This window comes from Streptomyces diversicolor, assembly GCF_057537855.1.
Map to the genome: position 1 here is coordinate 1 of NZ_BAAJXA010000041.1, position 22,656 is coordinate 22,656.

Sequence of the window (22,656 nt, forward strand, 5' to 3'; positions counted from 1 at the left end):
ACCGTAGGCGGACCCGCGGACACCGGTCTTGAACGAATCGGACACCTCCCCGCCCACCGAGACCGGAGCGGGACGAGCGCGGCGGGGTGTGTGCCGTGTCGCCGCCGGCCGGGCGCCGCGCGAGCAGCGCTCCGCCCGGCCACCGGCGGTTCATCGGCCGCGGGGTGCCCGGGCCGCGTCCCCGGCGCGGGCCGCCGCCACCGCCGCGTCCGGACCGGTGGGCCGACCGCTCGGCCCGCCCGGCGCGGCCATCTGCGCGGCGGCACCGGCCGGGCGGCCCGCACCGACGGCGGCCAGTGACGTTTCTCCGGTGAACCGCTTGAGCCGATGGGGTGAGTAAAGCGCGCGCACGGAGAAGGTCACGCACACCCATAGACATCCTTTTGTCTCGGTAAAGGACCACCCCCTACGGGAGGAAGTCAGACCGTGACGCACGGGAAGAAACTGCGCGAGCGGATCGCCGCACCAGGGACCACTCCGCTGATCGGCGTGTACGACATGTACTCGGCGTCGATCGCGGCCCAGCACTACGACGGCATGTTCGTCTCCGGCTTCGGCTTCGCGGCCTCGTACTACGGCCTGCCGGACATCGGGTTCATCGCCTGGCCCGACATGGTCGCGTTCGTCCAGCGGCTGCGGGGCGCGTTCCCGCACCACCACCTGCTGGTGGACATCGACGACGGCTACGTCGACCCCGAGGTCGCCTGCCACGTCGTCGAGGGTCTGGAGCGGATCGGCGCCTCCGGCGTGATCCTGGAGGACCAGAAGCGCCCGCGGCGCTGCGGCCACGCCGACGGCAAGCAGGTGCTCCCGCTCGACGAGTACCTGGAGAAGCTGGAGAAGGTGCTGGCGACCCGTCGGGACCTGGTCGTGGTGGCCCGTACGGACGCCACCGACGAGCACGACATCCTGCACCGGGCCGAGCGGCTGGCCGCCACCGACGCCGACGTGGTGCTGGTCGACGGCGTGCGCAGCGTGGCGTGGATCCGCCGGATCCGCGAGGTCGTCGGCGGCAAGCCGCTGCTGTTCAACCAGATCGCGGGCGGCAAGTCGCCTCGGCTGTCGCTGGGCGAGCTGACCGACCTCGGCGTGGACGTCGCGATCTACAGCACGCCGTGTCTGTTCGCCGCCCATGAGGCGATGGACGCCGCGCTCACCGAACTCAAGGCGGCGGACGGCCGGTTGGCCGAGGTGGACGTGGCGAGCGGGATCGGCGTCAAGGCGTCCACCCGGCTGCTGGAGCAGAACATCGCCCGGGACCGGCTGATTCCCCAGAGCGTGGGCGTGTGACGCGTGCCCGGCCCGCGCTGCGGGCGACGGTGGCGGTCGCCACGGCGCTGCTCGGGGCCGCGGCCACGCCCGCGGTCGCGGACGGGGGCCTGATCACCGTCCTCGACAACTCGCGCTCGGACTCGATCCTGGAGGTCGACCGCACGGCGAACCTCCAGACCGGCCGCGGCACCGCGGGCAGCGATCACGACGGCAGCGCCGTCGACGCCATCCAGGCCCTGATGGGCGAGGGCGGCACGGACGACGACGACTGACCCGCCCCGCCGGAACCGCCGGCCGGGCGCCCGAGGGCCCCCGCCCAAGGGCGCCCGGCCGCACGGACCATCGCCGAACCCGCCTCTTCGGCCCGCCCGAGGGCCATCGAAAGGTGCGCACAACGCTGCTTCCGTGGCCTGTCAGGGCATCACCGAGAAAGCGCTTCCTGCGATAGATGTGCCCCAGGACGGCGTGAAGACCGGAGACATCGCGGAATCACGGGCGGGTGGACTTTCGAAACCCGCAACACAGCACAACGCCGTCCCAGGGCACGCCGGCGTACGCCGAACAGCCCTCCGGGCGCTGCACGGCCCCGGAATACCGGCGGACGACGGAGTGCTCTCACTTCACCGGTGCAAGCGCGCGGCGGGAGGAGCTGGTGGGCGGATGACGGCAGACCAGGCGGGCCCCGTGGTCAGCACGCCGTACGGGGCGGTACGCGGCAGATACGAGCGCGGCGTCGCGGTGTTCCGCGGCATCCCGTACGCGGCCCCGCCCTTCGGGCCCCGCCGGTTCCGCCCGCCCGAGCCGCCCGCACCCTGGGACGGCGTGCGGGACGCGGGAGCCTTCGGGCCGACCGCGCCGAAACCGCCGTACTCGGAGGCGTTCGCGCACTACCTGTCCGACCCGGACGTGCCCGGCGACGACTGCCTCAACCTCAACGTATGGACCCCCGAGCCGGGGCCCGGCGCCCGGCTCCCGGTCCTGGTGTGGCTGCATGGCGGCGCCCTGACCAGGGGCTCATCCGCCGTGCCGGTCTACGACGGACACGCCTTCGCCCGTGACGGCGTCGTCCTCGTCTCCCTCAACTACCGGCTCGGCGTCGAGGGGTACGGACTGTTCCCGGACGCGCCCGCCAACGCCGGACTGCGCGACCAACTGGCCGCGCTGCAATGGGTGCACGCGTCGATCGCGGCCTTCGGCGGCGACCGGGACCGGATCACCCTGGCCGGACAGTCGGCGGGGGCGATCAGCATCGGCGCGCTGGTCGCCGCACCGCAGGCCCAGGGTCTGGTGCGCCGGGCGGTCCTGCAGAGCGGGCCGCCGGAGGCCGCCGAGCGGGACAAGGTACGGCGCATGGTGCGCCGCATGGCCACCCGGCTGAAGATCCCCGCCACCGCCGAGGCGTTCGCCGCCGTCGACCGGGACCTCCTGCTGCGCACCCAGGCCGAGGTGGGTCGGCTGAGCAGCCCCGTCCTGGGCGGCCCCGCCTTCGGCATCGTCGTCGACGGCGACATCGTGCCGTGCGACCCGCTGGAGGCGCTGACCGAGAAGAACGCCGCCCGCGACGTCGACCTGCTGCTCGGCTGGACCCGCGACGAGTACCGGCTGTGGCTGGTACCCGGCGGGCTGATGGACCACGTGGACCGGCTCGGACCGGTCGCGGTGGCCGGCGCGATGGCCCGCTGCCACTGCGGCCACGAGGTGCCGCGCGGCTACCGCGCCCTGCACCCCGAGGCCCGCACCGCCGAGATCGTCGGCCAGTTGGTCACCGACCACCTGCTGCGCCGCCCACTGCACCGGCTGGCCGGCTCCCGCCCCGGCGCCAGCCACGTCTACGAGTTCGCCTGGCCCTCCAACCTGCCCGGCCTCGGCGCCTGCCACGCCCTCGAACTGGGCTTCGTGTTCGACACCGGGGACATCCCCGAGTCACGGAAGCTGGCGGGCGAGGGCGGCCCGCGGGAACTGTGCGACGCGATGCACGGAGCCTGGGTGCGGTTCGCCTCCGGCGGTGACCCCGGGTGGCCGGCCTGGGACGACCGTCATCCGGTGCGGGTCTTCGGGGACGGCGATCCGTATACCGCCTACGGTCCCCGTGACCGTGAACTCGCCCTGTGGACGGCCGGTGACGCCCGTGCGTCCGCCCCCGTCGGCGGTGCGCCGCCCGCGCGCGGCACGGAAGTGGCCTCCGCGGTACGTCGCCTGCGCCGCACCATGCGGGCACGCTCGCGCTGACGCCGACGACGGCGGGGGTGCGGATCGTGCCGAGAGCGGCGGGGTGTTGGCGTACGCGGTTGCGCTGGGTCCGCCGCGGACGGGGTACGTGGTCGCGCCGGGACTGACGGGGCGCAGCGTACGCGGGTTGCGCCCGAGTTCCACGGCGGAGGGGTGCGCGAGGGTGTGCGGAGACCGGGGGAGCCGGAGTCCGACGGCGGGTGGAGTGTGCGTGGTTGCGCCTGAGCGCGGCGGTGGGCGGGGTGTGTGCGGGGTGCCCAGGCCGGTGTGAGTGTGCGGGCGATCGATGTAGTTGTTTGCGATCCCACTCGGCGGCAGCCGCCGATCAGGCGGGCGCCTGTCGCCCGCTATTCCTCGGCCTGGTCGGTGCGGTTGTGCCTGGATTTCAGTGTGCGGGCTATCGATGTGATGGTTTGTGGGCCCACTCGGCAGCAGCCGCCGATCAGGCGGGCGCCCGCCGTTCGCCACTCATCGACCTGGGCGGTGCGGAAGTCGGCGTGGCCGTCCCAGGCGTGGGCCGTGGCGTTCCAGGACTCGCCGCTGTTGGGGTAGGCGACGACCGGCTTGCCGGTGACCCGCGCGGCGATCCGGACCGCCCGGCCGACGTCCTGCGGGGCGCAGCAGTTCACGCCGACCGCGATCACCTCGTCGGCGTCCGCTGCCGGGGCGAACGCCTCCGCCAACGGCTGCCCGGCCCGGGTGCGGTCCCCGTCGACGGTGTACGACAACCAGGCGGGCACGCCGAGCCCGCGCACCGCCCGCAGCAGTGCGGTCGCCTCATCGGCGTCCGGAACGGTCTCCAGGGCCAGCACGTCCGGGGCGGCACCCGCCAGCACCTCCAGACGCGCCCGGTGGAAGCGCTCCAGCTCCGCCACGCTCAGCCCGTACCGGCCCCGGTACTCGGAGCCGTCCGCGAGCATCGCGCCGTACGGCCCCGCCGACGCGGCCACCCACAGCGGACGCGTGATCCCCTCGGCGCGTGCGCGCCGCGCGGCGTCCCGGGCCAGCTCCACGCTGAGCGCGAGCAGCCGGGCCGCCTCCGTCCGGCCGGTCCCACGCCGCGCGAAGCCCTCGAAGGTGGCCTGGTAGGAGGCGGTGATCGCCACGTCCGCGCCCGCCCTGAAGTAGGCGAGGTGCGCCTCGGTGACCGCCTCGGGCCGCTCGGCCAGCAGCCGCGCCGACCACAGGGCGTCCCCCAGGTCGTGCCCCGCGGACTCCAACTGGTTGGACAGGCCGCCGTCGAGCACGACCGCTCCGGCGCGCAACGCCTCGCCGAGCGGGGGTGCGCTGTCGCTGCTCATGCCCCCGACGCTAACCGATGCCGCACCCAGCCCGGCAGCGGAGTCCCGGGGCCCCACCGGGGGCGCCCCGCCGGGCGCATGCCGGCGGCGCGATCTCGTGCACGGCGCGACGGTCTTCGCCGGACTCGTCTGCGACGCTCCCGGCACGGAGTCCGGTGCCCCAGGACGCCGCGGTCGGGATGAAGCCCCGGGGCGCCCCGGCCCGGTGGCCCCGGTTCCGGCCGGGAAGCGGCACCGGTTCAGTACACGTAGCGGCTCACGGTTTCCGGGTGGATGGTGAGGCGTACCTGGTCCGTGGCCAGGATCGCGGCGAGGTCGGCGGCGCGCGCCGGATCGGTGAGGTCCCAGTAGCGGGCGGCCAGGCGGGCGCACAGATCGTGGGCCCCGTCGCTGTCCACCGTGGTGCGGCCCGCGACCGACAGCCAGCGCTCGCGTTCGCCCACGGGGGCGGCGACGACGAGCGAGGCGCGGGCGTCGCGGCGCAGTCGCCGCACTTTGACCGAGTCCGGGGCCGTGAACAGCTGGATCGTGCCGTCGGCCGTGGCCTCGAACCACACCGGGCGAGGCTGTGGCGGAAGCGGCCCCGCGGCCACGGACAGGAAGCCGTGCAGCGGGCGTCGCAGGAATTCGAGGTCCTCGGGGGTCAGCGAACCGGCGTCGGTGCTCATCACAGTCCTTCCGAAGGTGAGGCAAAGGGTTCCGGGGCGGTCGTCATCGCCAGGCTCCCGCCGCGGCGGCCCGCACGACGTAGTCCTCGAAGGTCCGGGGTGCCCGCCCCAGCACGGCGGCGAGGTCGTCCGTCGTAGCGGCCAGCAGCCCGCGTTCCATCAGCACGAACATCTCGGCGACATGATGGGCGTCCTCCTCACTCACCCCCTCCTCGACCAGCGTCGCCGCGTACTCGGCGGGGGAGATCCGCCGGTAGGCGAGGGGCCGCCCGGACGCCCGGGAGATCAGCTCGACGGCCTCAGCGAAGGTGAGCGCACGCGGCCCGGTCAGCTCGTAGACGCGTCCGGCGTGCCGATCGCCCCCGGTCAGCACCGCGGCCGCGGCGTCGGCGACGTCCTCGACGTCGATGAACGGCTCGGGAACCACGCCGGCCGGCAGCGCCAGTTCCCCCGCGACCAGCGGGGCGTGGAAGACGTCCTCGTCGAAGTTCTGGGCGAAGTTCGAGGACCGCAGCACGGTCCACTGAAGCGCCGAGCCGCGTACGGCGTCCTCGGCCGACCGCATGTCGAGGCCGAACGAGGAGTCGCCCCAGGTGTCGGCGCCGCGCCCGGAGAGCAGCACCAGCCGCCGCACTCCGGCGGCCTCGGCCCGGGCCACGAACTCGTGCACCGGGCCCGGCACGCTCGGGGCGACCACATAGACGGCGGCGACACCCCGCAGGGCCGCGTCCCAGCCGCCGGGTTCGGACCAGTCGAACCGGGTCGGGCTCGACCGTGAGGCGGTACGCACCGGCGTGCCGCGCAGCCGCAACCGGGCGGCGAGCCGCCGGCCGGTCTTGCCCGTCGCGCCGAGGACGAGAGTGGTGTCGTTGCTCATGACGCCGATTCAACCCGGCCGACTCGGACGATCCCATAGGTAAGAAGCCGGATCACCTGTGTATGCGTCTAACCTCGCTGAGGTGGATGTGTTCAGTGATCTGATCCGTGGGGTGCGCGCCCACGGCTCGTTGTTCGGCAGCTCGACCCTGTCCCCGCCCTGGGCACTGCACTTCGTGGACGGCGCGCCGCTGACCCTGTGCACCGTGCTCACCGGGGCGGGCTGGATCGTGCCGGAGCACGGCCCGCCCGAGCCGCTGCGTGCCCGCGAGACGATCGTCGTCCGCGGCCCCACGACGTTCACCTTCGCCGACGAGGTCGGCACCCGGGCCGAACCGGTCGCGTGCGGCGAGCACTGCGCGACGCCCGAGCAGGGCGGGACCCGGCACCGGCTCGGCTGGCACGACCCCGGCGGAGACACCGGTGCCGGTCCCGGTGCGACGACCCTGATCGTCGGCGCCTATCCGGTGCGCGGCGAGATCAGCCGCCGGCTGCTGGACGCGCTGCCCGTCGTGCTGCGCGTGGACGCCGGGGGCACGGCCGACCCGGTGCTGGACCATGTCGCCGCCGAGGTCGCCGTCGACACACCGGGCCAGCAGGTCGTACTCGACCGGCTGCTGGACTGGATGCTGGTCTGCACGCTGCGGGAGTGGTTCGACCGGCCCGGCGGCGAGCCCCCGGCCTGGTGGGCCGCCCAGCGGGACCCGGTGGTCGGCGACGCGCTGCGTCTGCTGCACGCCGAGCCGGCGGCTCCCTGGACGGTCACCGCGCTGGCCGAGCGCGCCGGGGTGTCGCGTTCGACGCTGGCCAAGCGGTTCGCCGAGCTGGTCGGCGAACCGCCGCTGACCTATCTCACCCGCTGGCGCATGACGCTGGCGGCCGACCTCCTGGTCGAGCGGGAGGCCGCGACCGTCGCGGACATCGCCCGCACCGTGGGCTACTCCGACCCGTTCGGATTCAGCGCGGCGTTCAAACGGGTCCGGGGCGTCAACCCGAGCGAGTTCCGCCGCACCGCGCCCCCCGCCTCCGCACCCCCCGAGCACCCCACCTGAATCTGACCACCGCCGCCAGGACCGCTGCCGCCAGGACTGCTGCCGGCCACGACGTCGGCGACGCCGGACCGGCATGCGCGACGCCGGACCGGCATGCGCGGCCTGGGCCGACGGTTCGGCCGGTGCCGAAGTGATACGGGGCTAGCGTCGGTCTCATGAGCGACATCGCACGGAAAGCGACACGGAAGGCCGCACAGGAGGCGGCACCGGCGACCGCACCGGCGACCGCAGCGGACACGCTGTCGGCAGCGGCTCCGTCCTTCGCCGAGTTGCACCGTCGTCCGGGTGCGCCCCTGCTGCTGCCCAACGCCTGGGATCACGCCTCCGCCGCCGCCCTCGCCGCACGCGGGTTCCCGGCGATCGGCACGACGAGCCTCGGTGTCGCCGCGGCGGCCGGGCTGCCCGACGGCGCGGCGGCGACCCGCGACCACACCCTCCGGCTCGCCCTGACGCTCGGCACCGAGCCGTTCCTGCTCTCCGTCGACGCGGAGGGCGGCTTCAGCGACGACCTCGGCGAAGTGGCCGAGCTGGCACGGCTGTTGTGGGCCGTCGGGGCCGTCGGCATCAACCTGGAGGACGGGCTCGGACCCGTGGACCGGCACGCCGCGAAGATCACCGCCGTCAAGTCCGCCGCGCCCGGCCTCTTCGTCAACGCACGGACCGACACCTACTGGCTGGGCGACGGGCAGGGCACCGGAAAGCGGCTGGACGCCTACCAACGGGCGGGCGCGGACGGCGTGTTCGTGCCCGGCCTGAGCGACCCCGACGAGATCGCCGCCCTGCTGCGGCACCTCGACGTCCCCCTGAACATCCTCTACTCGCCCACCGGACCCACCGTCCCCCACCTCACCGACCTCGGCGTACGCCGGATCAGCCTCGGTTCGCTGCTGTACCGCAGGGCGCTGGGCGCCGCACTGGACGCCATGGCCGACATCGCGGGCGGACACGCCCCGCGCGGTACGACGCCCTCCTACGACGACGTACAGGCGCTGGAGCGGCGACCCGGATGAGCCCCGCCGGCCCGCACCGGAGCCGCTGATCGCCCTGCCGCCGCCGGCGCTCCGGGCCACCGGCTCGCGGGACGACGCCACGTCCCCGCCCGGGTGCACGGGCACTGCGTCCCGGAGCGCGGGCGGGGACCGGGACGCTCAGGCGAGTTCGGTGAAGACGAAGGAGAACTCGGCCGGTTCGGGGCGCAGATGGTACTGGGGGAGCGGGCCCGGGCCGCAGGACTGGGAGCCGATGCCGTGCTGGCCGTGGTCGAGGTTCACCCACACCGTGTCGCCCGGCGCGAGGTCGCCGAGGTGCCGGGCGGCGTCCAGCTGCTCGGTGGTCCAGCGCCGGGCGGTGAACCAGAACTCCGGGTCCCCCTCGACGCGCAGGCCGCCGATCTCGGCCCAGCGGACGTCGGCCCGGGCGCCGTTCTCCTGCGGACGCACATACGGCGTCTGCAGTTCGTCGACCGTGGACTCCCACCGGCCCGGCAGCGCCGCCGACCTGGTGTCCGGGTACGCCTCGCCGGGACCGCCGCCGAACCAGCGCACCCGGTCGGCCGCGGACAGCCCGAGGCGGATGCCGAGCCGGGGCAGCGGCAGCGTCCAGTCGCCCTCCGGGCTCACCGACACCGTCAGCCCCAGCCGGGCACCGTCCGACGTCCAGCGGTACACCGTCGCCAGGCCGAGATCGCGGCCGGCCGGCGCCACCCGGGTGCGCACCGTCAGCGCGTCGCCCCCGGCATCCACCGCGTCGACACGGTGCCGCATGCGGTGCAGGCCGAGCCGGCGCCACAGCAGCCCGTACCGGGTGTCGGTCTGCCAGGCCGCGCCGTCGTCGTTGTCGGTCGTCGCCCGCCACACGTCCAGCCGCAGACCGGTGACCGGCACCGCGCCGATCGCCGTGAGCGCACCGGTGCGGGCGTCGAAGGCGGCCGGGCCGAGCGTGATCCGCCGCTCGTCGGCGACCGGCCGGGCGGTCGCCGCGACGGACGGTGCCCGGCGCGCGGTGACCGCGAACCGGCCCCAGGCGACCACATGCCCGCGCGGCCCCCACGGGGTGTCGGCGGCCAGCACCGCCCGCACCGTCCCCTGTGTCTCGCCCGGGCCGGCCGGGGGCGGCTGCGGAAGCTTCACCTCGGCCGACGCGCCGGGGGCCAGGGCCGGCACCGGCAGGGCGCCCGACTCGACCGTCTCGCCGTCCACCTGGTAGGCCCACGTGAACGCGAACGCGGAAAGATCGGCGAAGTCCTGCTTGTTGACGATGCGCACGGTGCCGGCCGCGCCGTCTCCGTCGATGCCGACCGGCTCGATCACCTTCTTGTACTCGATCAGCCCCGGGGAGGGCCGCCGGTCCGGGAACAGCAGCCCGTCGCAGACGAAGTTGCCGTCGTGCAGTTCCTCGCCGAAGTCGCCGCCGTACGCGTAGCCGTGGCGCTCGTCCTCGATGCCGTGGTCGATCCACTCCCAGACGAAGCCGCCCTGGAGCCGTGCGTACGACTCGAAGAGCCGCTGGTAGTCGGCGAGGCCGCCGGGGCCGTTGCCCATGGCGTGCGCGTACTCGCACTGGATGAAGGGGAGCCGGCGGCGCCGCCCGGTGCCGCCGTCCAGGCCCCGGCCGATCCGCTCCACCTCGGCGTGCGCGGCGTACATGCGGGAGTACACGTCCGTGTCACGGCAGGTGATGTCGCCCTCGTAGTGCACGAGCCGCGAGGAGTCCCGGCCGCGGATCCACTCGGCCATCGCGGTCAGGCCGCGGCCGGTGCCGGCCTCGTTGCCGAGGGACCAGATCACCACCGACGGGTGGTTCTTGTCGCGTTCGACCATCCGGGCGGCGCGGTCCAGCAGCGCCGGGGTCCAGCGGTCGTCGTCCACGGGGTTGTCCCGCCAGCCCTGCTCGGTGAAGCCGTGGGTCTCCAGGTCGCACTCGTCGATCACCCACAGGCCCAGCTCGTCGCAGAGCGACAGGAACGCGGGGTGCGGCGGATAGTGCGAGGTGCGTACGGCGTTGATGTTGTGCCGCTTCATCAGCAGCACGTCCTCGCGCATGGTCTCCGGGTCCAGGGCGCGGCCCCGGCGCGGATGCCACTCGTGCCGGTTGACGCCCTTGAACAGGATCGGCGTGCCGTTCACCTCGATCAGCCCGTCGGCCAGTCGCACCGTGCGGAAGCCGATGCGCAGCGGCACCCGCTCGCCCTCGGTGGTCAGCACCCCGTCGTACAGCGTGGGTGTCTCCGCCGTCCACGGCCGCACCGGTACCGTCACCGGCTCGCCGGTCGCGACGTCGACACCGAGGTCCGGCACGGTGACCCGGCCGGCCACGTCCGAGTCGACACGCAGTGTGCCCGCGCCGGTGGTGTGGTCGTAGGAGGCGTGCACGAAGAAGTCGAGGACGGCGCCCGCCGGCCGGTGCAGCAGGGTGACGTCACGGAAGATGCCCGGCAGCCACCACTGGTCCTGGTCCTCCAGGTACGAGCCGGCCGACCACTGGTGGACGCGGACCGCCAGTACGTTGCCGCGGGGCCGCAGCAGATGCCCGACGGCGAACTCGTGCGGCAGCCGGGAGCCCTTGAACTCGCCGAGGTCCGTGCCGTTCAGCCAGACGCGGGCGCAGGACTCCACGCCGTCGAACCGCAGCACGCAGCCGCCGCCGGCGAGGTCGGGCCAGTCCTCGGGCAGGTCGAAGACGCGCAGGTGGTCGCCGGTCGGGTTCTCGGTGGGCACATGCGGCGGGTCCACCGGGAACGGGTAGCGGTGGTTGGTGTAGATCGGGGCGCCATGGCCCTGGAGGACCCAGTGGCCGGGCACCGAGACCTCCGCCCAGGCGTCGCAGTCGTAGCCGGGCTCGGCGAACGCGGTGTCCTCGGCGTCGGCGGTCGGCGACAGACGGAAGCGCCAGCCGCCGTTCAGGGAAAGGGAAGCGGCGTCGGAGGAGGCGTACCAGGCCCGGGGCGGCAGGGTCCCCGAGCCGGGCGAGACGTCCTCGACGTAGTCGGCGGTACGGAAAGACATCGGTCTCCTTGTTCGACCCTCGGCGTTCGGCTCTCGGCGTTCGGCCCTTGCGGTTCGGCTCCGGTGTTTTCGGCACCGGTGGTCAGCGTCTGGCGGATCCGGTGCGCGGGTGCCCGGCCGCCCGGTGGTGCCAGCCGGACGGCCGGAGGGCGCCCTCCAGGGCGAAGGTCGCCGCGCCCAGTGAGACCGGGTCGGTGGATATCGGGGACAGGACGATCTCCGTCGCGGCCAGCGGACGGCGCAGCGCGTGCCGGGCCACGGCCTCGCGCACCTCGCCGAGCAGCCGCTCGCCGAGCCGGGCGGCGACCCAACTGCTCAGCACGACCACTTCCGGATTGAGCAGGTTGATCAGATCGGCGATGCCCGCGCCCAGATAGCGGGCGGTGTCCCGGACGACCGCGGTCGCCACCGGATCGCCGGCGGCCACCGCGCAGGCCAGAGCGTCGATGGTGGCCGTCTGGTCCTCGGGGTGCAGCAACGCCGAACGCGGGCTCAGCTCCCGCAGATTCCGCATGATGCCGGGTGCGCCGACGTACGTCTCCACACAGCCGTGGTTGCCGCAGTGGCACGGCCGCCCGTCCAGGACCAGCGTGGTGTGGCCCCACTCGCCGGCGCTGTTGCTGGCCCCCCGGTGCGGTCCGCCGCCCAGCGCGAGACCGGCGCCGACCCCGGTGCCGAGGTTGACCACCACGCAGTCCTGCCGGCCGCGCGCCGCCCCGAACCACAGCTCGGCCACCGTACAGGCGCGCAGCGGGTTGTCCAGGTACAGCGGGCGGTCGATGTGCCCGGCGAGCAGAGCGCGCAGCGGCACGTCGTGCCAGCCCAAGTTGGGTGCGTACTCGACGATGCCGGTGTCCCGGTCCACCTGGCCCGGGACGCTCACGCCCACGCCGAGGACCCGGTCCGCCTCGACCCCGGCCCGCGCGAGCACCGCACCGACGGCGGCGGCGACGTGCGCGACCACCTGCTCCGGGCGGCTCTCCGTGGGACGCATGTCCTCGTCGGCGCGCGCGAGCACGCCGAGCGCGAGGTCGAACAGTTCGGCATGGACGTACGTCTCCGCGATGTCGACGCCGATCAGGGCGCCCCCTGAGGCGTTGACGGCGACGAGGCCCCGCGGACGGCCGCCCGCCGACTCCTGAAAGCCGACCTCGGTGATCATGCGGAGGTCGAGCAGTTCGCCGACGAGGGTGGCGACCGTGGCCAGGCTCAGGCCCGTGGCGGCGGCCAGCTCCTGCCGGGACGTGGGCGACTCGGCGATGATCCGGCGCAGCACCTCGTAGCGGTTCGCGGTGCGGATGTCACGTGACGTGCGCTTCACCCGGCTGCCCCCTCTCGTCCCCTTGTGCCCTTGTCCCCTTGTGCCCTTGCCCCCTTGTCCCCTCGGGCCGGGGCGACGACGGCACCGGCGCGGCGCACAGGCTAGGGGCTGTGCGGGTGCCGGACAAGGGATTCGGCAAGGACTTAGGAAAGGGGCCGTACGAAGTCGGACGGCCGTGCGAAGTCGAGAGCCGGGGGACTGTACGAAGTCGAGAGCCGGGGGACTGTACGAAGTCGACAGCCAGGGGACCGTACGAAGTCAGGCGCCCAGCGACTCGCGGACGAAGGCGTTGGCGAACTTGCCCGTCGGATCAAGGGACTTGGCGAGCGCGAGGAAGTCGTCGAGGCACGGGTACCGGTCGTGCAGCACGGACGCCGGCACGGTGAACACCTTGCCCCAGTGCGGGCGTGGCGCGAAGGGGTCCAGCGCCTGCTCCAGCCGGCGCACCACCGGCAGCACCGCCGCCATGTCGTCCACCCAGGTGAAGTGCAGCGCGACCGAGTCCCGGCCGTGGGCGGGGCTGAGCCACTGGGGATCGGCGGCGACGGTCCGTACCTCGCAGGTCTGCAGGACGGAGGCGACCGTGGCGCGGATCGCGTCCACCGCGTGCAGCGCGTCCAGTGCGGCCGTGCGCGGCAGCAGGTACTCCGACTGCAACTCGTCGCCGCTGCTCGGGGTGAACTCCGCCTTGAAATGCGGCAGTCGCTCGTGCCATGGCCCGGGCACCCCGAACTGCGGGGTGCAGTTGACCGCGGGCATGCCCGGCACCGGGTGCAGGGCCTCGGTCGCGGGCGTCGCCCAGGGGAAGCGGGGCGGCGCCTGGTCGGTGCGCCGCTTGAGCCACACCTGTCTGAAGCCCGGCCGCCGCCAATCGGTGAACAGGCTCACGCTGTACGCCGAAGCCGCGACCGTCTCGAAGTCCAGGCCGGTCAGGGGAAGTTCGGTGAACACATGCTGCTCGACACGGTAGTCGGGCTCCAGGTCGAGGGTGAGCGCGGTGACCACGCCGAGCGCGCCGAGGGAGGTCACCGCGCCGTCGAAGCGGGCATCGCCGCGGGCGAGGGTCACCGTCGAGCCGTCCGCCGTCACCAGGTCCACCTCCCGCACCGGCGCGGCCAGCGAGCCGTTGCCGATCCCGGAGCCATGGGTGCCGGTGGCCACCGAACCGGCCACCGAGATGTGCGGCAGGGAGGCCATGTTGGGCAGCGCCAGACCGTGCGCGTGCACCGTGCGGGCCAGTTCCGCGTAGCGGACGCCGCCCGAGACCCGTACCGTGCGGGCCGCGGTGTCCACGTCCAGCAGCCGCGGCAGCTCCGCGATCGACAGCAGGACGCCGTCGGGGCCCGGGTCGGCGATCCCGTTGAACGAATGGCCGCTGCCCAGCACCCGCAGCCGCGCGCTCGCGGCCACCAGCGACCGCAGCGCGTCCAGCGACCGCGGGCGGTGGTACTCCTTGGCCGTATAGCTGACGTTGCCCGCCCAGTTCGTAACTCTCTGCGACATCCCCGCCACCCCTCCCGACAACGACTCCTCCCCCGACCTTCTCATCCCCCCACCCCAGCCCCGGCCCCACCCGCCCCACGACGCCACCTACCCGGCCGCCCGGCCCCGCGACGGCGCCGGCCCCGCCCCGCCGCGCGAGACGAGCGCGGCGCGCCGGGGGACCCGGCACATGGGGCGTGCGGGCGGGGGCATACCGTGAGGAGTCGAACGCCTGAGCCGGGAGGAGAGACGGGATGGGCAGCCGCACCGCGCTGGTCGAGGATCTGATGGAGCGGTTCCCGCACGTACCGCGGGAAGCCGTCATCAAGGAGGACCTGCTCCGGGGCGGTGTCGCCTTCGACGCGTCCGCCCTGTCCGACAACGAGGACGGAGAGGTCAAGCCGAAGTCGTACTTCATCTTCTCCTTCGACCACGGCACCCTGCCGGAGCTGGGCGAGGCCGCGCTGCGCCGCCCACCGGAGGAGATCATCCTCACCGGCGGCCCCTACGACCTGCGCAGGACCGTGGTCTCCGTACGGGTGAACCCGTCCTCGCCGTACCGGGTCGCCGCCGACGACGGGGGGCTGCTCGGCCTCTACCTCGACGGCAAGCGGATCGCCGACGTCGGCGTGCCGCCGATGCCCGAGTACTACCGGCACACCCTGTCCAACGGGAAGTCCGTGATGGAGGTGGCCCCCACCATCCAGTGGGGCTACCTGATCTATCTGACCGTCTTCCGGGTCTGCCAGTACTTCGGCGCGAAGGAGGAGTGCCAGTACTGCGACATCAACCACAACTGGCGCCAGCACAAGGCGGCCGGGCGGCCCTACACCGGCGTGAAGGACGTCGAGGAGGTCCTGGAGGCGCTGGAGATCATCGACCGGTACGACACCCAGAAGGCGTCCACCGCCTACACGCTCACCGGCGGCGCCATCACCAAGACGGTCGCCGGGCGCGACGAGGCCGACTTCTACGGCCACTACGCCAAGGCCATCGAGGAACGCTTCCCGGGCCGCTGGATCGGCAAGGTCGTCGCGCAGGCACTGCCCAAGGACGACGTACAGCGCTTCAAGGACTACGGCGTGCAGATCTACCACCCCAACTTCGAGGTGTGGGACCGCAGGCTGTTCGAGCTGTACTGCCCGGGCAAGGAGCGCTATGTCGGCCGCGACGAGTGGCACCGGCGCATCCTCGACTCGGCGGAGGTGTTCGGCGCGCGCAACGTCATCCCGAACTTCGTGGCGGGCGTCGAGATGGCCGAGCCGTTCGGCTTCACCGGCGTCGACGAGGCCATCGCGTCCACCACCGAGGGCCTGCGCTTCTTCATGTCGCACGGGATCACGCCCCGCTTCACCACCTGGTGCCCGGAGCCCACCACCCCGCTCGGCAAGGCCAACCCGCAGGGGGCGCCGCTGGAGTACCACATCCGGCTCCTTGAGGCGTACCGCGCCACCATGGACGACTTCGGCCTGTCCTCCCCGCCCGGCTACGGCCCGCCCGGGCCCGGCCGTGCCGTCTTCTCCGTCAGTTCGTTCATGGACAGCCTCCCCGCGCAGGAGCCGGCCGGGCTCTGACCGTGCCGCCCGCCCGGCGCAGCCCAGCCGCTCGTGGTCCGCGGGACCGGCGGCGTGCCACGGTGAGTCGAAACCCGGTCGCCGTCCGTACAGGAGGCCGGAGTTGTGGCTCGCGGCGGACCGCGCCGCTCGGCACCGTACGGCGCAACGACCCGCCGTACGGTGCCCGCAGCCAGAATTGAATAGGCCGCTTGTCAGTTGTGTCGAAAGCGTGAAAAGCTCGGGCCCTTCCGCGAGGTTCCCCCCAACTCCACTGCCGATATGGTGAGTTGACCTCGCTCGTGGATGCAGGAGACCCATGCCCGACCTGCCGACCCCCCAGGACGCCACCGAGGCGGCGCTGTTCGCCGAGTACTGGGACGCCGTGCTCTCCTACGCCGACCTGTGCACATCCGGCGCCCAGACGGCCAACCAGCTGGCCACGGAGGCGTTCGCGGCGGGCCTGCGCGAGGCGCGCGACGCGGGGTCCTCGCCGGTGCGGGCGGGCCGGCGCGCACCCCGGCTGCCCATGATCCCGCTGCTGCTGACCGCCGTCCGCAGCACGGCCGCCGGCTGGGAGGCCGACGGGTTCGGCCACCGGCTCGACCCCGACCTCCGGCTGTGGCTCAACTCCGACAAGGCCGCCCGCTACACCGGGCCGCCGCTGCTGCGCCCGGTCGCCCTGCGCGCGCTCAGGGACCTCCAGGAGGCGGACGCCTCGCTGCTGTGGCTGGTCGAGGTGGAGGCGCTGCCGCTGCCCGTCGTCGCCCGCCGGCTCGGCCTCGACCCGGAGGTCGCGGGCCAGGAACTCGGCCAGGTCCAGGCCCTGTTCCGGGACCGCTGCCACCGCGCCCACCTCGACACCCCGTTGGACGCGCAGTGCCGCAGCTACGCCCGGCTGCTCGACGCGGTCACCCGCTCGCCCGCCACCGACACCCCCGACGACCTCTCCCGGCATCTGGCCACCTGCGTCCAGTGCGCTGAGGCCGCCGCCTGTCTGCGGCTGCACGGCGGCGGACTGCCCGCTGCGCTGGCCGGCGGGGTCATCGGCTGGGGCGGCCTCGCCTATCTGGAGCGCCGCCGCCGGGCCGCCGAGGTGCGGCTCGGCGTCGGCCGCCCCGGGGCACCGGCGGACCCGGAGAGCGAGGAGCCGAAGGAGGGCGCCGGCCGTGGCCGGCTGCTGCGCGGCGGCCTGCTCGCCGCGGCCGTCCTGCTGTCGTTGCTGGCGCTCGGCGTGTCGATGATGCCCTTCGGCGGCTCGGACGAGGACCGGGCCGCACGCCCCGACGACCGGCAGCCGGTCGCCGACCCCGGCGTGCCGCTCCCGTCCGCTGACCCCTCGCGCACCGCGCCCACCGCCCGCTCCACGGCCCCGTCCGCGTCCGGCACCGCGACCGGCACCCCGACCGGGCCGGCCGGCCACGCCCCCGACCCGGAACCGCAGGGCACCTCCGCCTCCACCGCCCGCGGCCCGGCTGCCGCGACCCGGCCGGGTGCCGCCTGCCGGTTCGAGTACGAGCAGGTCAACGAGTGGCCCGACGGCTTCCAGGCCACCGTCACCATCAGCACCGCGCAGGCCCTCGCCGACTGGCGTGTCTCCTGGTCCTTCCGGGACGGCCAGCAGGTGAGCCAGATGTGGGACGCGAGCCTCAGCCAGCACGGCGCCCGGGTCACCGCCACCGCCGCCGACTACAACAAGTCCGTCGCCGCGGGCGGCCGCCTCAGCTTCGGCTTCCTCGCCTCCTGGCACGGCCGGAACTCCGCCCCGTCCGCGTTCACCCTCAACGGCCACGCCTGCGCGGCCCACTGACCCGCACCCTCACCGGGCGCACCCCCTACCGGGCAAGCCCAGCACGCGGTTGGAGAAGTGGCGGCCGGTCGAGCGGCGCCCGGCGGCGGGCCCTCTCCCACGTGGGGACTCCCGGCGCCTGAACGCCGCCGCTCGCCGAAACCCTCGCCCGTGCCGGACCGGCGTCATGGTGACCTTGCCCGGAGCGGTCGAACCGGTGGACGTACCCGCCGTCGGCGGCGATCGACCGGGTCGGTTCGCCGGGGCCACAGGCGCGACCCTGGGCCCTTGACGTCACTGTTCCCGCACGCTTCCGCCTCAGTCGGCTGCCGTGAGTTCCGACTCGCTGGGAGAGGGGGGCCGTTCCTCGGGGCGGCCCCTGTGCCGGGTTTCCCTCGCCCAGGCCACGGTCCCCGCCGTGATCGCGCTCATCAGCGCGATGAAGACGACGACTCCGGCCACGCTGTGGTCGAACCAGAGCAGCAGTGCCGTGGCCAGCATGGGCGCGAGTCCGCCGGTGAGTACCGTGCCGATGTTGTTGGCGACGCCGACCGCGCTGAACCGCACCTTGGTGTCGAAGAGTTCGGCGAAGAAAGCGGGTTGTGAACCGAGGATCGCCGACTGGCCGACGCCGAGGGTGACCAGCAGGGCCAGCCAGGTGAGCGCCGTGTTGCCGCCGTCGACGATCGAGAAGAACGGCCAGGCCGTGAGCAGCAGCACCAGCGCGCCACCGATCGACACCGGCCGCCGCCCGACCCGGTCCGACAGCGCACCGAACGCGGGCACCGTCACCAGCTTGACGGCCGCGGCGATCGAGATCCCGCTGAGCAGTGCGGCGGTCGGCAGGCCGCGGTCCTCGGCGTACGCCACCGAGAAGGTGCCGAAGATGTAGTAGCCGGCGTTCTCGGCGGCGCCCGCGCCGATCACGATCAGCATCTCCTTGGGGTAGCGCCGCCATGCCTCCATGAACCGCGTACGGGCCAGGCGCTCGCGCCAGGTGCCGCCGCGGTGCCGGGGTGCGAGAACGCCGTTCTCCCGGAACTCGGCGGTTTCCTCAAGGGACGTGCGCACCCACAGCCCGAACAGTGTGAGCGCCGCGCTGAGCAGGAACGGGAGCCTCCAGCCCCACGCGAGGAACGCCTCGTCGCTCAGCAGCCCGGTGCACAGTGCGAAGACGCCGGTCGACAGGAGCGTTCCGGTGCCCGTGCCGATCGCGGGCAGCGAGGTCAGCAGCCCGCGCCACTTGGGCGGCGCGTTCTCGAACAGGATGACCAGGGCGCCGGTCTTCTCGCCGCCGGCCGCGAACCCCTGCACGAAGCGCAGCGCTGTCAGCAGCAGCGGCGCGGCCACGCCTATCTGCCCGTACGTCGGCAGCAGGCCGATCGCGGTGGTGGCGAGGCCCATCAGCAGCAGCGTGGCCACCAGGACCTTCTTGCGGCCCTGTGTGTCTCCCTTCTCGCCGAAGTAGGCGCCGCCGAGCGGCCGGGCGAGGAAGCCGATGGCGAACGTGCCGTACGCCAGGATCGTGCCGACGAGCGGGTCGCTGTCGGGGAAGTAGACCTTGTTGAACACCAGGGAGGCCGCGATGCCGTAGAGCGCGAAGTCGTACCACTCGACGGTCGTCCCGAAGACGGCCGCGATCGCCACCCTCGGCTGCAACAGCCGTCGTCTGCTTGCCACTTCGCTCATGGGGGACTCCCTCGTCGCCGAATGCTCCGAGCGGGTGAGGATCACCGAAGTACCGCCTGGTGGTCCTCTTGTGCCGCTGAATGGTTCGGTGATGTTATGGAGGGGCCCACCCCGTGACAAGAGGTCGGCACCGATGTGTTGGTGCCGCTGGGAGGAAGAACCATGTCCGAGCCCGAAGCGGGAGGCGTGCGCAGCGTGCAGCGCGCGGTCGACCTGCTCGCCCTGTTCGACACCGAGCATCCCGCGCGCACCGTCCGCGAGCTGGTCGACGAGACGGGCCTGGCCAAGAGCACCGTTGTCCGGCTGGTGCACACGCTGGAGCGGTGCGGCCTGCTGTGGAGCCGAGGCGACGGCCGGGCCGTCCCCGGACCCGGTCTGTTGCGCTGGGCCGAACTGGCCAACGCCACCTGGCAGTTGCCGGAGTCCGCACTCGCCGTGCTGAAGCGCCTGAGCGAGGCGAGCGGCGGCGAGGCCGTGCATCTGTACGTGCGTCAGCAGGGCGCCCGCGTCTGCGTCGCCCGGCACGAGGGTACCCGCACGCTGCGCCACGTCGTCCGCGTCGGCGAGGAGATGCCCCTGTGGTCGGGCGCCGCCAGCCACGTCCTGCTGTCCCGCGCCGAGCGCGCCGACGTCGAGGCGGTCGCGGCCGGCGCCCCGCACGAGGACTGGGCCGTGACGCTGTGGGAGCGGTCGCAACGGGCCGCGGTGACGGGCTGGTCCGCCAGCCACGGGGAACGCGAGGCGGGCGTGTCCGGCGTCGCGGCGCCCGTGTTCGACAGGGCCGGCCGTGTCGTGGCCGCCCTCGCCCTGGGCGGCCCCACCACCCGTTTCACCGACGACGCCGTGGCCGGCTTCTCGAAACATCTCGTCGAGGCCGCCGCCGAACTCACCGCCCTCGACTGCATCGGAGGCGGAGCCCGATGAGCACCGCACTCCTGGACGGCATTCGCGTCCTCGATCTCACGAACGTTCTCGCCGGGCCCTTCGCGGGCTATCAACTCGCCCTTCAAGGCGCCGACGTGCTGAAGATCGAGATGCCCGGATCGGGTGATCTGGCACGGCAGTTGGGCGCCGACCGCGCACTCGGCGAGGACCTGCTCGGTGCGTCGTTCCTCGCACAGAACGCCGGCAAGCGCTCCCTGACCCTCAACCTCAAGGACCCGGCGGGCAAGGAGGCGCTGCTGCGTGCCGTGCGCGACGCCGACGTCCTCGTGGAGAACTTCCGGCCCGGTGTGATGGACCGCCTCGGCGTCGGCTGGGAGACGCTGAAGCAGGAGAACCCGGGCCTCGTCTACTGCGCGATCTCCGGCTTCGGACAGACGGGCCCGATGCGCGAACGCCCCGCGTACGACCAGATCGTGCAGGGACTCAGCGGCATGATGAGCGTCACCGGCACGCCCGAAGTCGCCCCGCTGAGGGCCGGATTCCCCGTCGCGGACACCCTGGGCGGCATGGCGGCCGCCTACGCGATCGCGGCCGCGCTCGTGCGCCGCGCGCGGACGGGGGAGGGCGCCCACCTCGATGTGTCGATGCTGGAAGCCGCCCTCACCGCGATGGGCTGGGTCACCTCCAACTACCTGATCACCGGGCGTGCTCCACAGCCCATGGGCAACGACAACTTCACCGCCGCACCTTCCGGGACCTTCGCCACCGCCGACGGCCACCTCAACATCGCCGCCAACCGGCAACAGCAGTTCACGACCCTGTGCCGGCTCATAGGCCGCGACGACCTCCCGGCCGACCCGCGCTTCGCCCACCCGGCCGACCGCAAGACACACCGTGCAGCGCTGCGCACCGAGGTCGAGCGCGGGCTCGCGCTGCGCACCGCGAAGGAGTGGGAGGAGATCCTTTCGGACGCCGGTGTCCCCGCGGCCCGCGTGCTGTCGGTTCCCGACGCACTCGGCCTGGAACAACTGGCGGCCCGCGGCTTCGTACGCCGCCTGCCCTTTCCCGACGGCCGCGACCGCCCCCTCGAAGTGCTGGGCAGCGCGACCCGAGTGGACGGCGCACCGGTCGGCCCGGCAAGTCCCCCGCCGCTCCTCGGCGAGCACACGGACGCGGTCCTGGCCGAACTCGGGTACGACCAGCGGGAGATCGAGGAACTTCGGGCGAAGGGTACGGTGTGATGACCGCGGGCGGCGACGGGAGCGCGGCTGTGCCGGACGGGTTCGTCGAACGGGCCCGCGTCACCGATTGGTGGTCCACCGCGGTGAGCCGGATCCGCCCCGGCGAGATCCTGCTGCGGGGCTACCCGGTGGAGCAGCTGATCGGGCGCGTCACCTTCGCGGAACAGATCTGGCTGATGCTCCGGGGAGACCTGCCGACTCCCGTACAGGGAAGGCTGCTTGAGGCGGCGCTGGTCTCCGCGGTCGACCACGGCCCGCAGGCCCCGTCCATCGCCGCCGCCCGCATGGCCGCCACCTGCGGAGTGGGCCTCAACAGCGCGGTCGCCACCGGCGTCGGACTTCTCGGTGATACTCACGGCGGGGCGGGCCAGCAGTGCATGGAGGTCCTGGAACGTATCGTCGCGGGTGCCGAACCGTCGGCACTGGTCGCGGAGTTCAGGGAACGCGGCGCATACGTCCCCGGCTTCGGGCACCGCTTCCACCCGCGTGATCCGCGCCGCGATCCGCTGCTGGCCCTGGTCCGCGATGCCGTCGACGCGGGAGCCGTGCCGGGGCGCGCGCTGGCGGCGGGACTCGCGCTGGAAGCGGCACTGGCGCGGGGGCGGGCGAGGCCGGTTCCGATGAACATCGACGGCGCGACCGCGATCGTCTACGCCGAACTCGGCTTCCCGGCCGAACTGGGGCGCGGTCTCTTCGTCCTCTCGCGCAGTGTCGGCGTACTGGCCCATGCCTGGGAGGAGCACGAGGGCGGGGCCCGGATCAAGGGACCGCTGCCCAGACCGCTCCTGGCCGGATACCACGGCGCGGACCCCCGCGACCTCCCCCTGCCGGAACACCGGCCGAGCGCGAGCGCCTGAGGGAAGAGCCGCCGGAGGTTTTCCGCAACGGCCGGCGCGGCGCCGACCGCGTGCCGGTCCCGGTGATGGCCGACGGCAGCGGATGGGGTCGAGGCAGTCGGTGGGTGCACGGGTGGCTCGGGCGACGGCATCGGCTGAGCTGCGGCGGCGGGAACTCGGCCACGGCGGATGGCGCCTGCCGTCACGCCCGCGCGGCGACCGACCGTCCCGCCCCTCGCAGGGACGGGACGCCATGACCGACAGGACGCCCGCCACCGGGCGGGACCCACATCATGCCCGCCGTCCGTCCGGCCCAGTCCGTGGGAAAACCCCTGGCACAGCGTCGGCGCGGGCGGCTATGGTCATGCTCGTTCGTACCGCCGTTGTCTGCTGCGCGTGATCCGGGAGGTGTTGACCGATGGCTGTCGTTGCGATGGGCGCTGCCCGCATCCGGAAGT

The 22,656-nt window shown here is 73.5% G+C and carries 17 protein-coding genes; 10 read left to right on the plus strand and 7 right to left on the minus strand.

The window, feature by feature from the left end; genetic code table 11:
- Nucleotides 1–426 precede the first annotated feature (426 nt).
- The 3 genes from AC27LF_RS35580 to AC27LF_RS35590 all read left to right on the plus strand — a co-directional run bounded on the left by AC27LF_RS35580 (nt 427) and on the right by AC27LF_RS35590 (nt 3,501).
- Complete coding sequence (locus tag AC27LF_RS35580) at nt 427–1,290, plus strand: isocitrate lyase/PEP mutase family protein (RefSeq protein WP_479660485.1); 864 nt, start codon at nt 427–429, stop codon at nt 1,288–1,290.
- On the plus strand, nt 1,287–1,544 hold the full coding sequence (locus AC27LF_RS35585; protein ID WP_479660484.1) for a hypothetical protein: 258 nt from the start codon (nt 1,287–1,289) through the stop codon (nt 1,542–1,544). Before AC27LF_RS35580 ends, AC27LF_RS35585 begins: the two co-directional genes overlap by 4 nt.
- A gap of 388 nt (nt 1,545–1,932) precedes the next feature.
- A complete protein-coding gene (locus tag AC27LF_RS35590) occupies nt 1,933–3,501 on the plus strand; it encodes a carboxylesterase/lipase family protein (protein ID WP_479660483.1) in 1,569 nt (522 codons plus the stop codon).
- Nucleotides 3,502–3,848: 347 nt separating this feature from the next.
- Here AC27LF_RS35590 and mmuM read toward each other — a convergent pair whose 3' ends face one another.
- The 3 genes from mmuM to AC27LF_RS35605 form a co-directional block, all read right to left on the minus strand.
- Complete coding sequence (mmuM, locus tag AC27LF_RS35595) at nt 3,849–4,802, minus strand: homocysteine S-methyltransferase (RefSeq protein WP_479660482.1); 954 nt, start codon at nt 4,800–4,802, stop codon at nt 3,849–3,851.
- A gap of 239 nt (nt 4,803–5,041) precedes the next feature.
- Entirely contained in the window at nt 5,042–5,470 is a 429-nt protein-coding gene (locus AC27LF_RS35600) for a pyridoxamine 5'-phosphate oxidase family protein (protein WP_479660481.1), read from the minus strand.
- 43 nt (nt 5,471–5,513) lie between these two features.
- Entirely contained in the window at nt 5,514–6,347 is an 834-nt protein-coding gene (locus tag AC27LF_RS35605; protein WP_479660480.1) for an NAD(P)H-binding protein, read from the minus strand.
- 82 nt (nt 6,348–6,429) lie between these two features.
- Between AC27LF_RS35605 and AC27LF_RS35610 the strand changes: the two genes are divergently transcribed.
- On the plus strand, nt 6,430–7,398 hold the full coding sequence (locus tag AC27LF_RS35610) for an AraC family transcriptional regulator (protein WP_479660479.1): 969 nt from the start codon (nt 6,430–6,432) through the stop codon (nt 7,396–7,398).
- 155 nt (nt 7,399–7,553) lie between these two features.
- On the plus strand, nt 7,554–8,408 hold the full coding sequence (locus AC27LF_RS35615) for an isocitrate lyase/PEP mutase family protein (RefSeq protein ID WP_479660478.1): 855 nt from the start codon (nt 7,554–7,556) through the stop codon (nt 8,406–8,408).
- A gap of 138 nt (nt 8,409–8,546) precedes the next feature.
- Here AC27LF_RS35615 and AC27LF_RS35620 read toward each other — a convergent pair whose 3' ends face one another.
- The 3 genes from AC27LF_RS35620 to AC27LF_RS35630 all read right to left on the minus strand — a co-directional run bounded on the left by AC27LF_RS35620 (nt 8,547) and on the right by AC27LF_RS35630 (nt 14,226).
- Entirely contained in the window at nt 8,547–11,402 is a 2,856-nt protein-coding gene (locus tag AC27LF_RS35620; RefSeq protein ID WP_479660477.1) for a glycoside hydrolase family 2 TIM barrel-domain containing protein, read from the minus strand.
- 82 nt (nt 11,403–11,484) lie between these two features.
- Nucleotides 11,485–12,723 carry an ROK family transcriptional regulator gene (locus AC27LF_RS35625; RefSeq protein WP_479660476.1) on the minus strand — a complete coding sequence of 413 codons (1,239 nt, stop codon included), beginning with the start codon at nt 12,721–12,723 and terminating at the stop codon, nt 11,485–11,487.
- A gap of 258 nt (nt 12,724–12,981) precedes the next feature.
- A complete protein-coding gene (locus AC27LF_RS35630; protein WP_479660475.1) occupies nt 12,982–14,226 on the minus strand; it encodes an FAD-binding protein in 1,245 nt (414 codons plus the stop codon).
- 233 nt (nt 14,227–14,459) lie between these two features.
- Here AC27LF_RS35630 and AC27LF_RS35635 point away from each other — a divergent pair, with 233 nt between their 5' ends.
- Together AC27LF_RS35635 and AC27LF_RS35640 are read left to right on the plus strand one after the other, a co-directional pair.
- The gene (locus AC27LF_RS35635) at nt 14,460–15,779 is read left to right on the plus strand and encodes a radical SAM protein (RefSeq protein ID WP_479660474.1); all 1,320 of its coding nucleotides are present in this window, start codon (nt 14,460–14,462) and stop codon (nt 15,777–15,779) included.
- 298 nt (nt 15,780–16,077) lie between these two features.
- Nucleotides 16,078–17,568: a cellulose binding domain-containing protein gene (locus tag AC27LF_RS35640; protein WP_479660473.1), complete on the plus strand. Its 1,491-nt coding sequence runs from the start codon at nt 16,078–16,080 to the stop codon at nt 17,566–17,568.
- 297 nt (nt 17,569–17,865) lie between these two features.
- Here the strand turns inward: AC27LF_RS35640 and AC27LF_RS35645 are convergent, their stop codons facing one another.
- Entirely contained in the window at nt 17,866–19,236 is a 1,371-nt protein-coding gene (locus AC27LF_RS35645) for an MFS transporter (protein WP_479660472.1), read from the minus strand.
- Nucleotides 19,237–19,398: 162 nt separating this feature from the next.
- Between AC27LF_RS35645 and AC27LF_RS35650 the strand changes: the two genes are divergently transcribed.
- From AC27LF_RS35650 to AC27LF_RS35660, 3 genes are read left to right on the plus strand one after another with little or no spacing between them, the layout of a single operon-like run.
- The gene (locus tag AC27LF_RS35650; protein WP_479660471.1) at nt 19,399–20,160 is read left to right on the plus strand and encodes an IclR family transcriptional regulator; all 762 of its coding nucleotides are present in this window, start codon (nt 19,399–19,401) and stop codon (nt 20,158–20,160) included.
- The gene (locus AC27LF_RS35655) at nt 20,157–21,362 is read left to right on the plus strand and encodes a CaiB/BaiF CoA transferase family protein (protein ID WP_479660470.1); all 1,206 of its coding nucleotides are present in this window, start codon (nt 20,157–20,159) and stop codon (nt 21,360–21,362) included. The genes AC27LF_RS35650 and AC27LF_RS35655 overlap by 4 nt, the downstream gene beginning before the upstream one ends.
- The gene (locus tag AC27LF_RS35660) at nt 21,362–22,219 is read left to right on the plus strand and encodes a citryl-CoA lyase (RefSeq protein ID WP_479660469.1); all 858 of its coding nucleotides are present in this window, start codon (nt 21,362–21,364) and stop codon (nt 22,217–22,219) included. The genes AC27LF_RS35655 and AC27LF_RS35660 overlap by 1 nt, the downstream gene beginning before the upstream one ends.
- Nucleotides 22,220–22,656: the final 437 nt, after the last annotated feature.

Coding starts and splice junctions, on each gene's coding strand:
- mmuM (WP_479660482.1), bottom strand. CDS start 4,802: ATGAGCAGCGACAGCGCACCCCCGCTCGGCGAGGCGTTGCGCGCCGGA.
- AC27LF_RS35590 (WP_479660483.1), top strand. CDS start 1,933: ATGACGGCAGACCAGGCGGGCCCCGTGGTCAGCACGCCGTACGGGGCG.
- AC27LF_RS35600 (WP_479660481.1), bottom strand. CDS start 5,470: ATGAGCACCGACGCCGGTTCGCTGACCCCCGAGGACCTCGAATTCCTG.
- AC27LF_RS35650 (WP_479660471.1), top strand. CDS start 19,399: ATGTCCGAGCCCGAAGCGGGAGGCGTGCGCAGCGTGCAGCGCGCGGTC.
- AC27LF_RS35615 (WP_479660478.1), top strand. CDS start 7,554: ATGAGCGACATCGCACGGAAAGCGACACGGAAGGCCGCACAGGAGGCG.
- AC27LF_RS35635 (WP_479660474.1), top strand. CDS start 14,460: ATGGGCAGCCGCACCGCGCTGGTCGAGGATCTGATGGAGCGGTTCCCG.
- AC27LF_RS35605 (WP_479660480.1), bottom strand. CDS start 6,347: ATGAGCAACGACACCACTCTCGTCCTCGGCGCGACGGGCAAGACCGGC.
- AC27LF_RS35660 (WP_479660469.1), top strand. CDS start 21,362: ATGACCGCGGGCGGCGACGGGAGCGCGGCTGTGCCGGACGGGTTCGTC.
- AC27LF_RS35620 (WP_479660477.1), bottom strand. CDS start 11,402: ATGTCTTTCCGTACCGCCGACTACGTCGAGGACGTCTCGCCCGGCTCG.
- AC27LF_RS35645 (WP_479660472.1), bottom strand. CDS start 19,236: ATGAGCGAAGTGGCAAGCAGACGACGGCTGTTGCAGCCGAGGGTGGCG.
- AC27LF_RS35630 (WP_479660475.1), bottom strand. CDS start 14,226: ATGTCGCAGAGAGTTACGAACTGGGCGGGCAACGTCAGCTATACGGCC.
- AC27LF_RS35640 (WP_479660473.1), top strand. CDS start 16,078: ATGCCCGACCTGCCGACCCCCCAGGACGCCACCGAGGCGGCGCTGTTC.
- AC27LF_RS35655 (WP_479660470.1), top strand. CDS start 20,157: ATGAGCACCGCACTCCTGGACGGCATTCGCGTCCTCGATCTCACGAAC.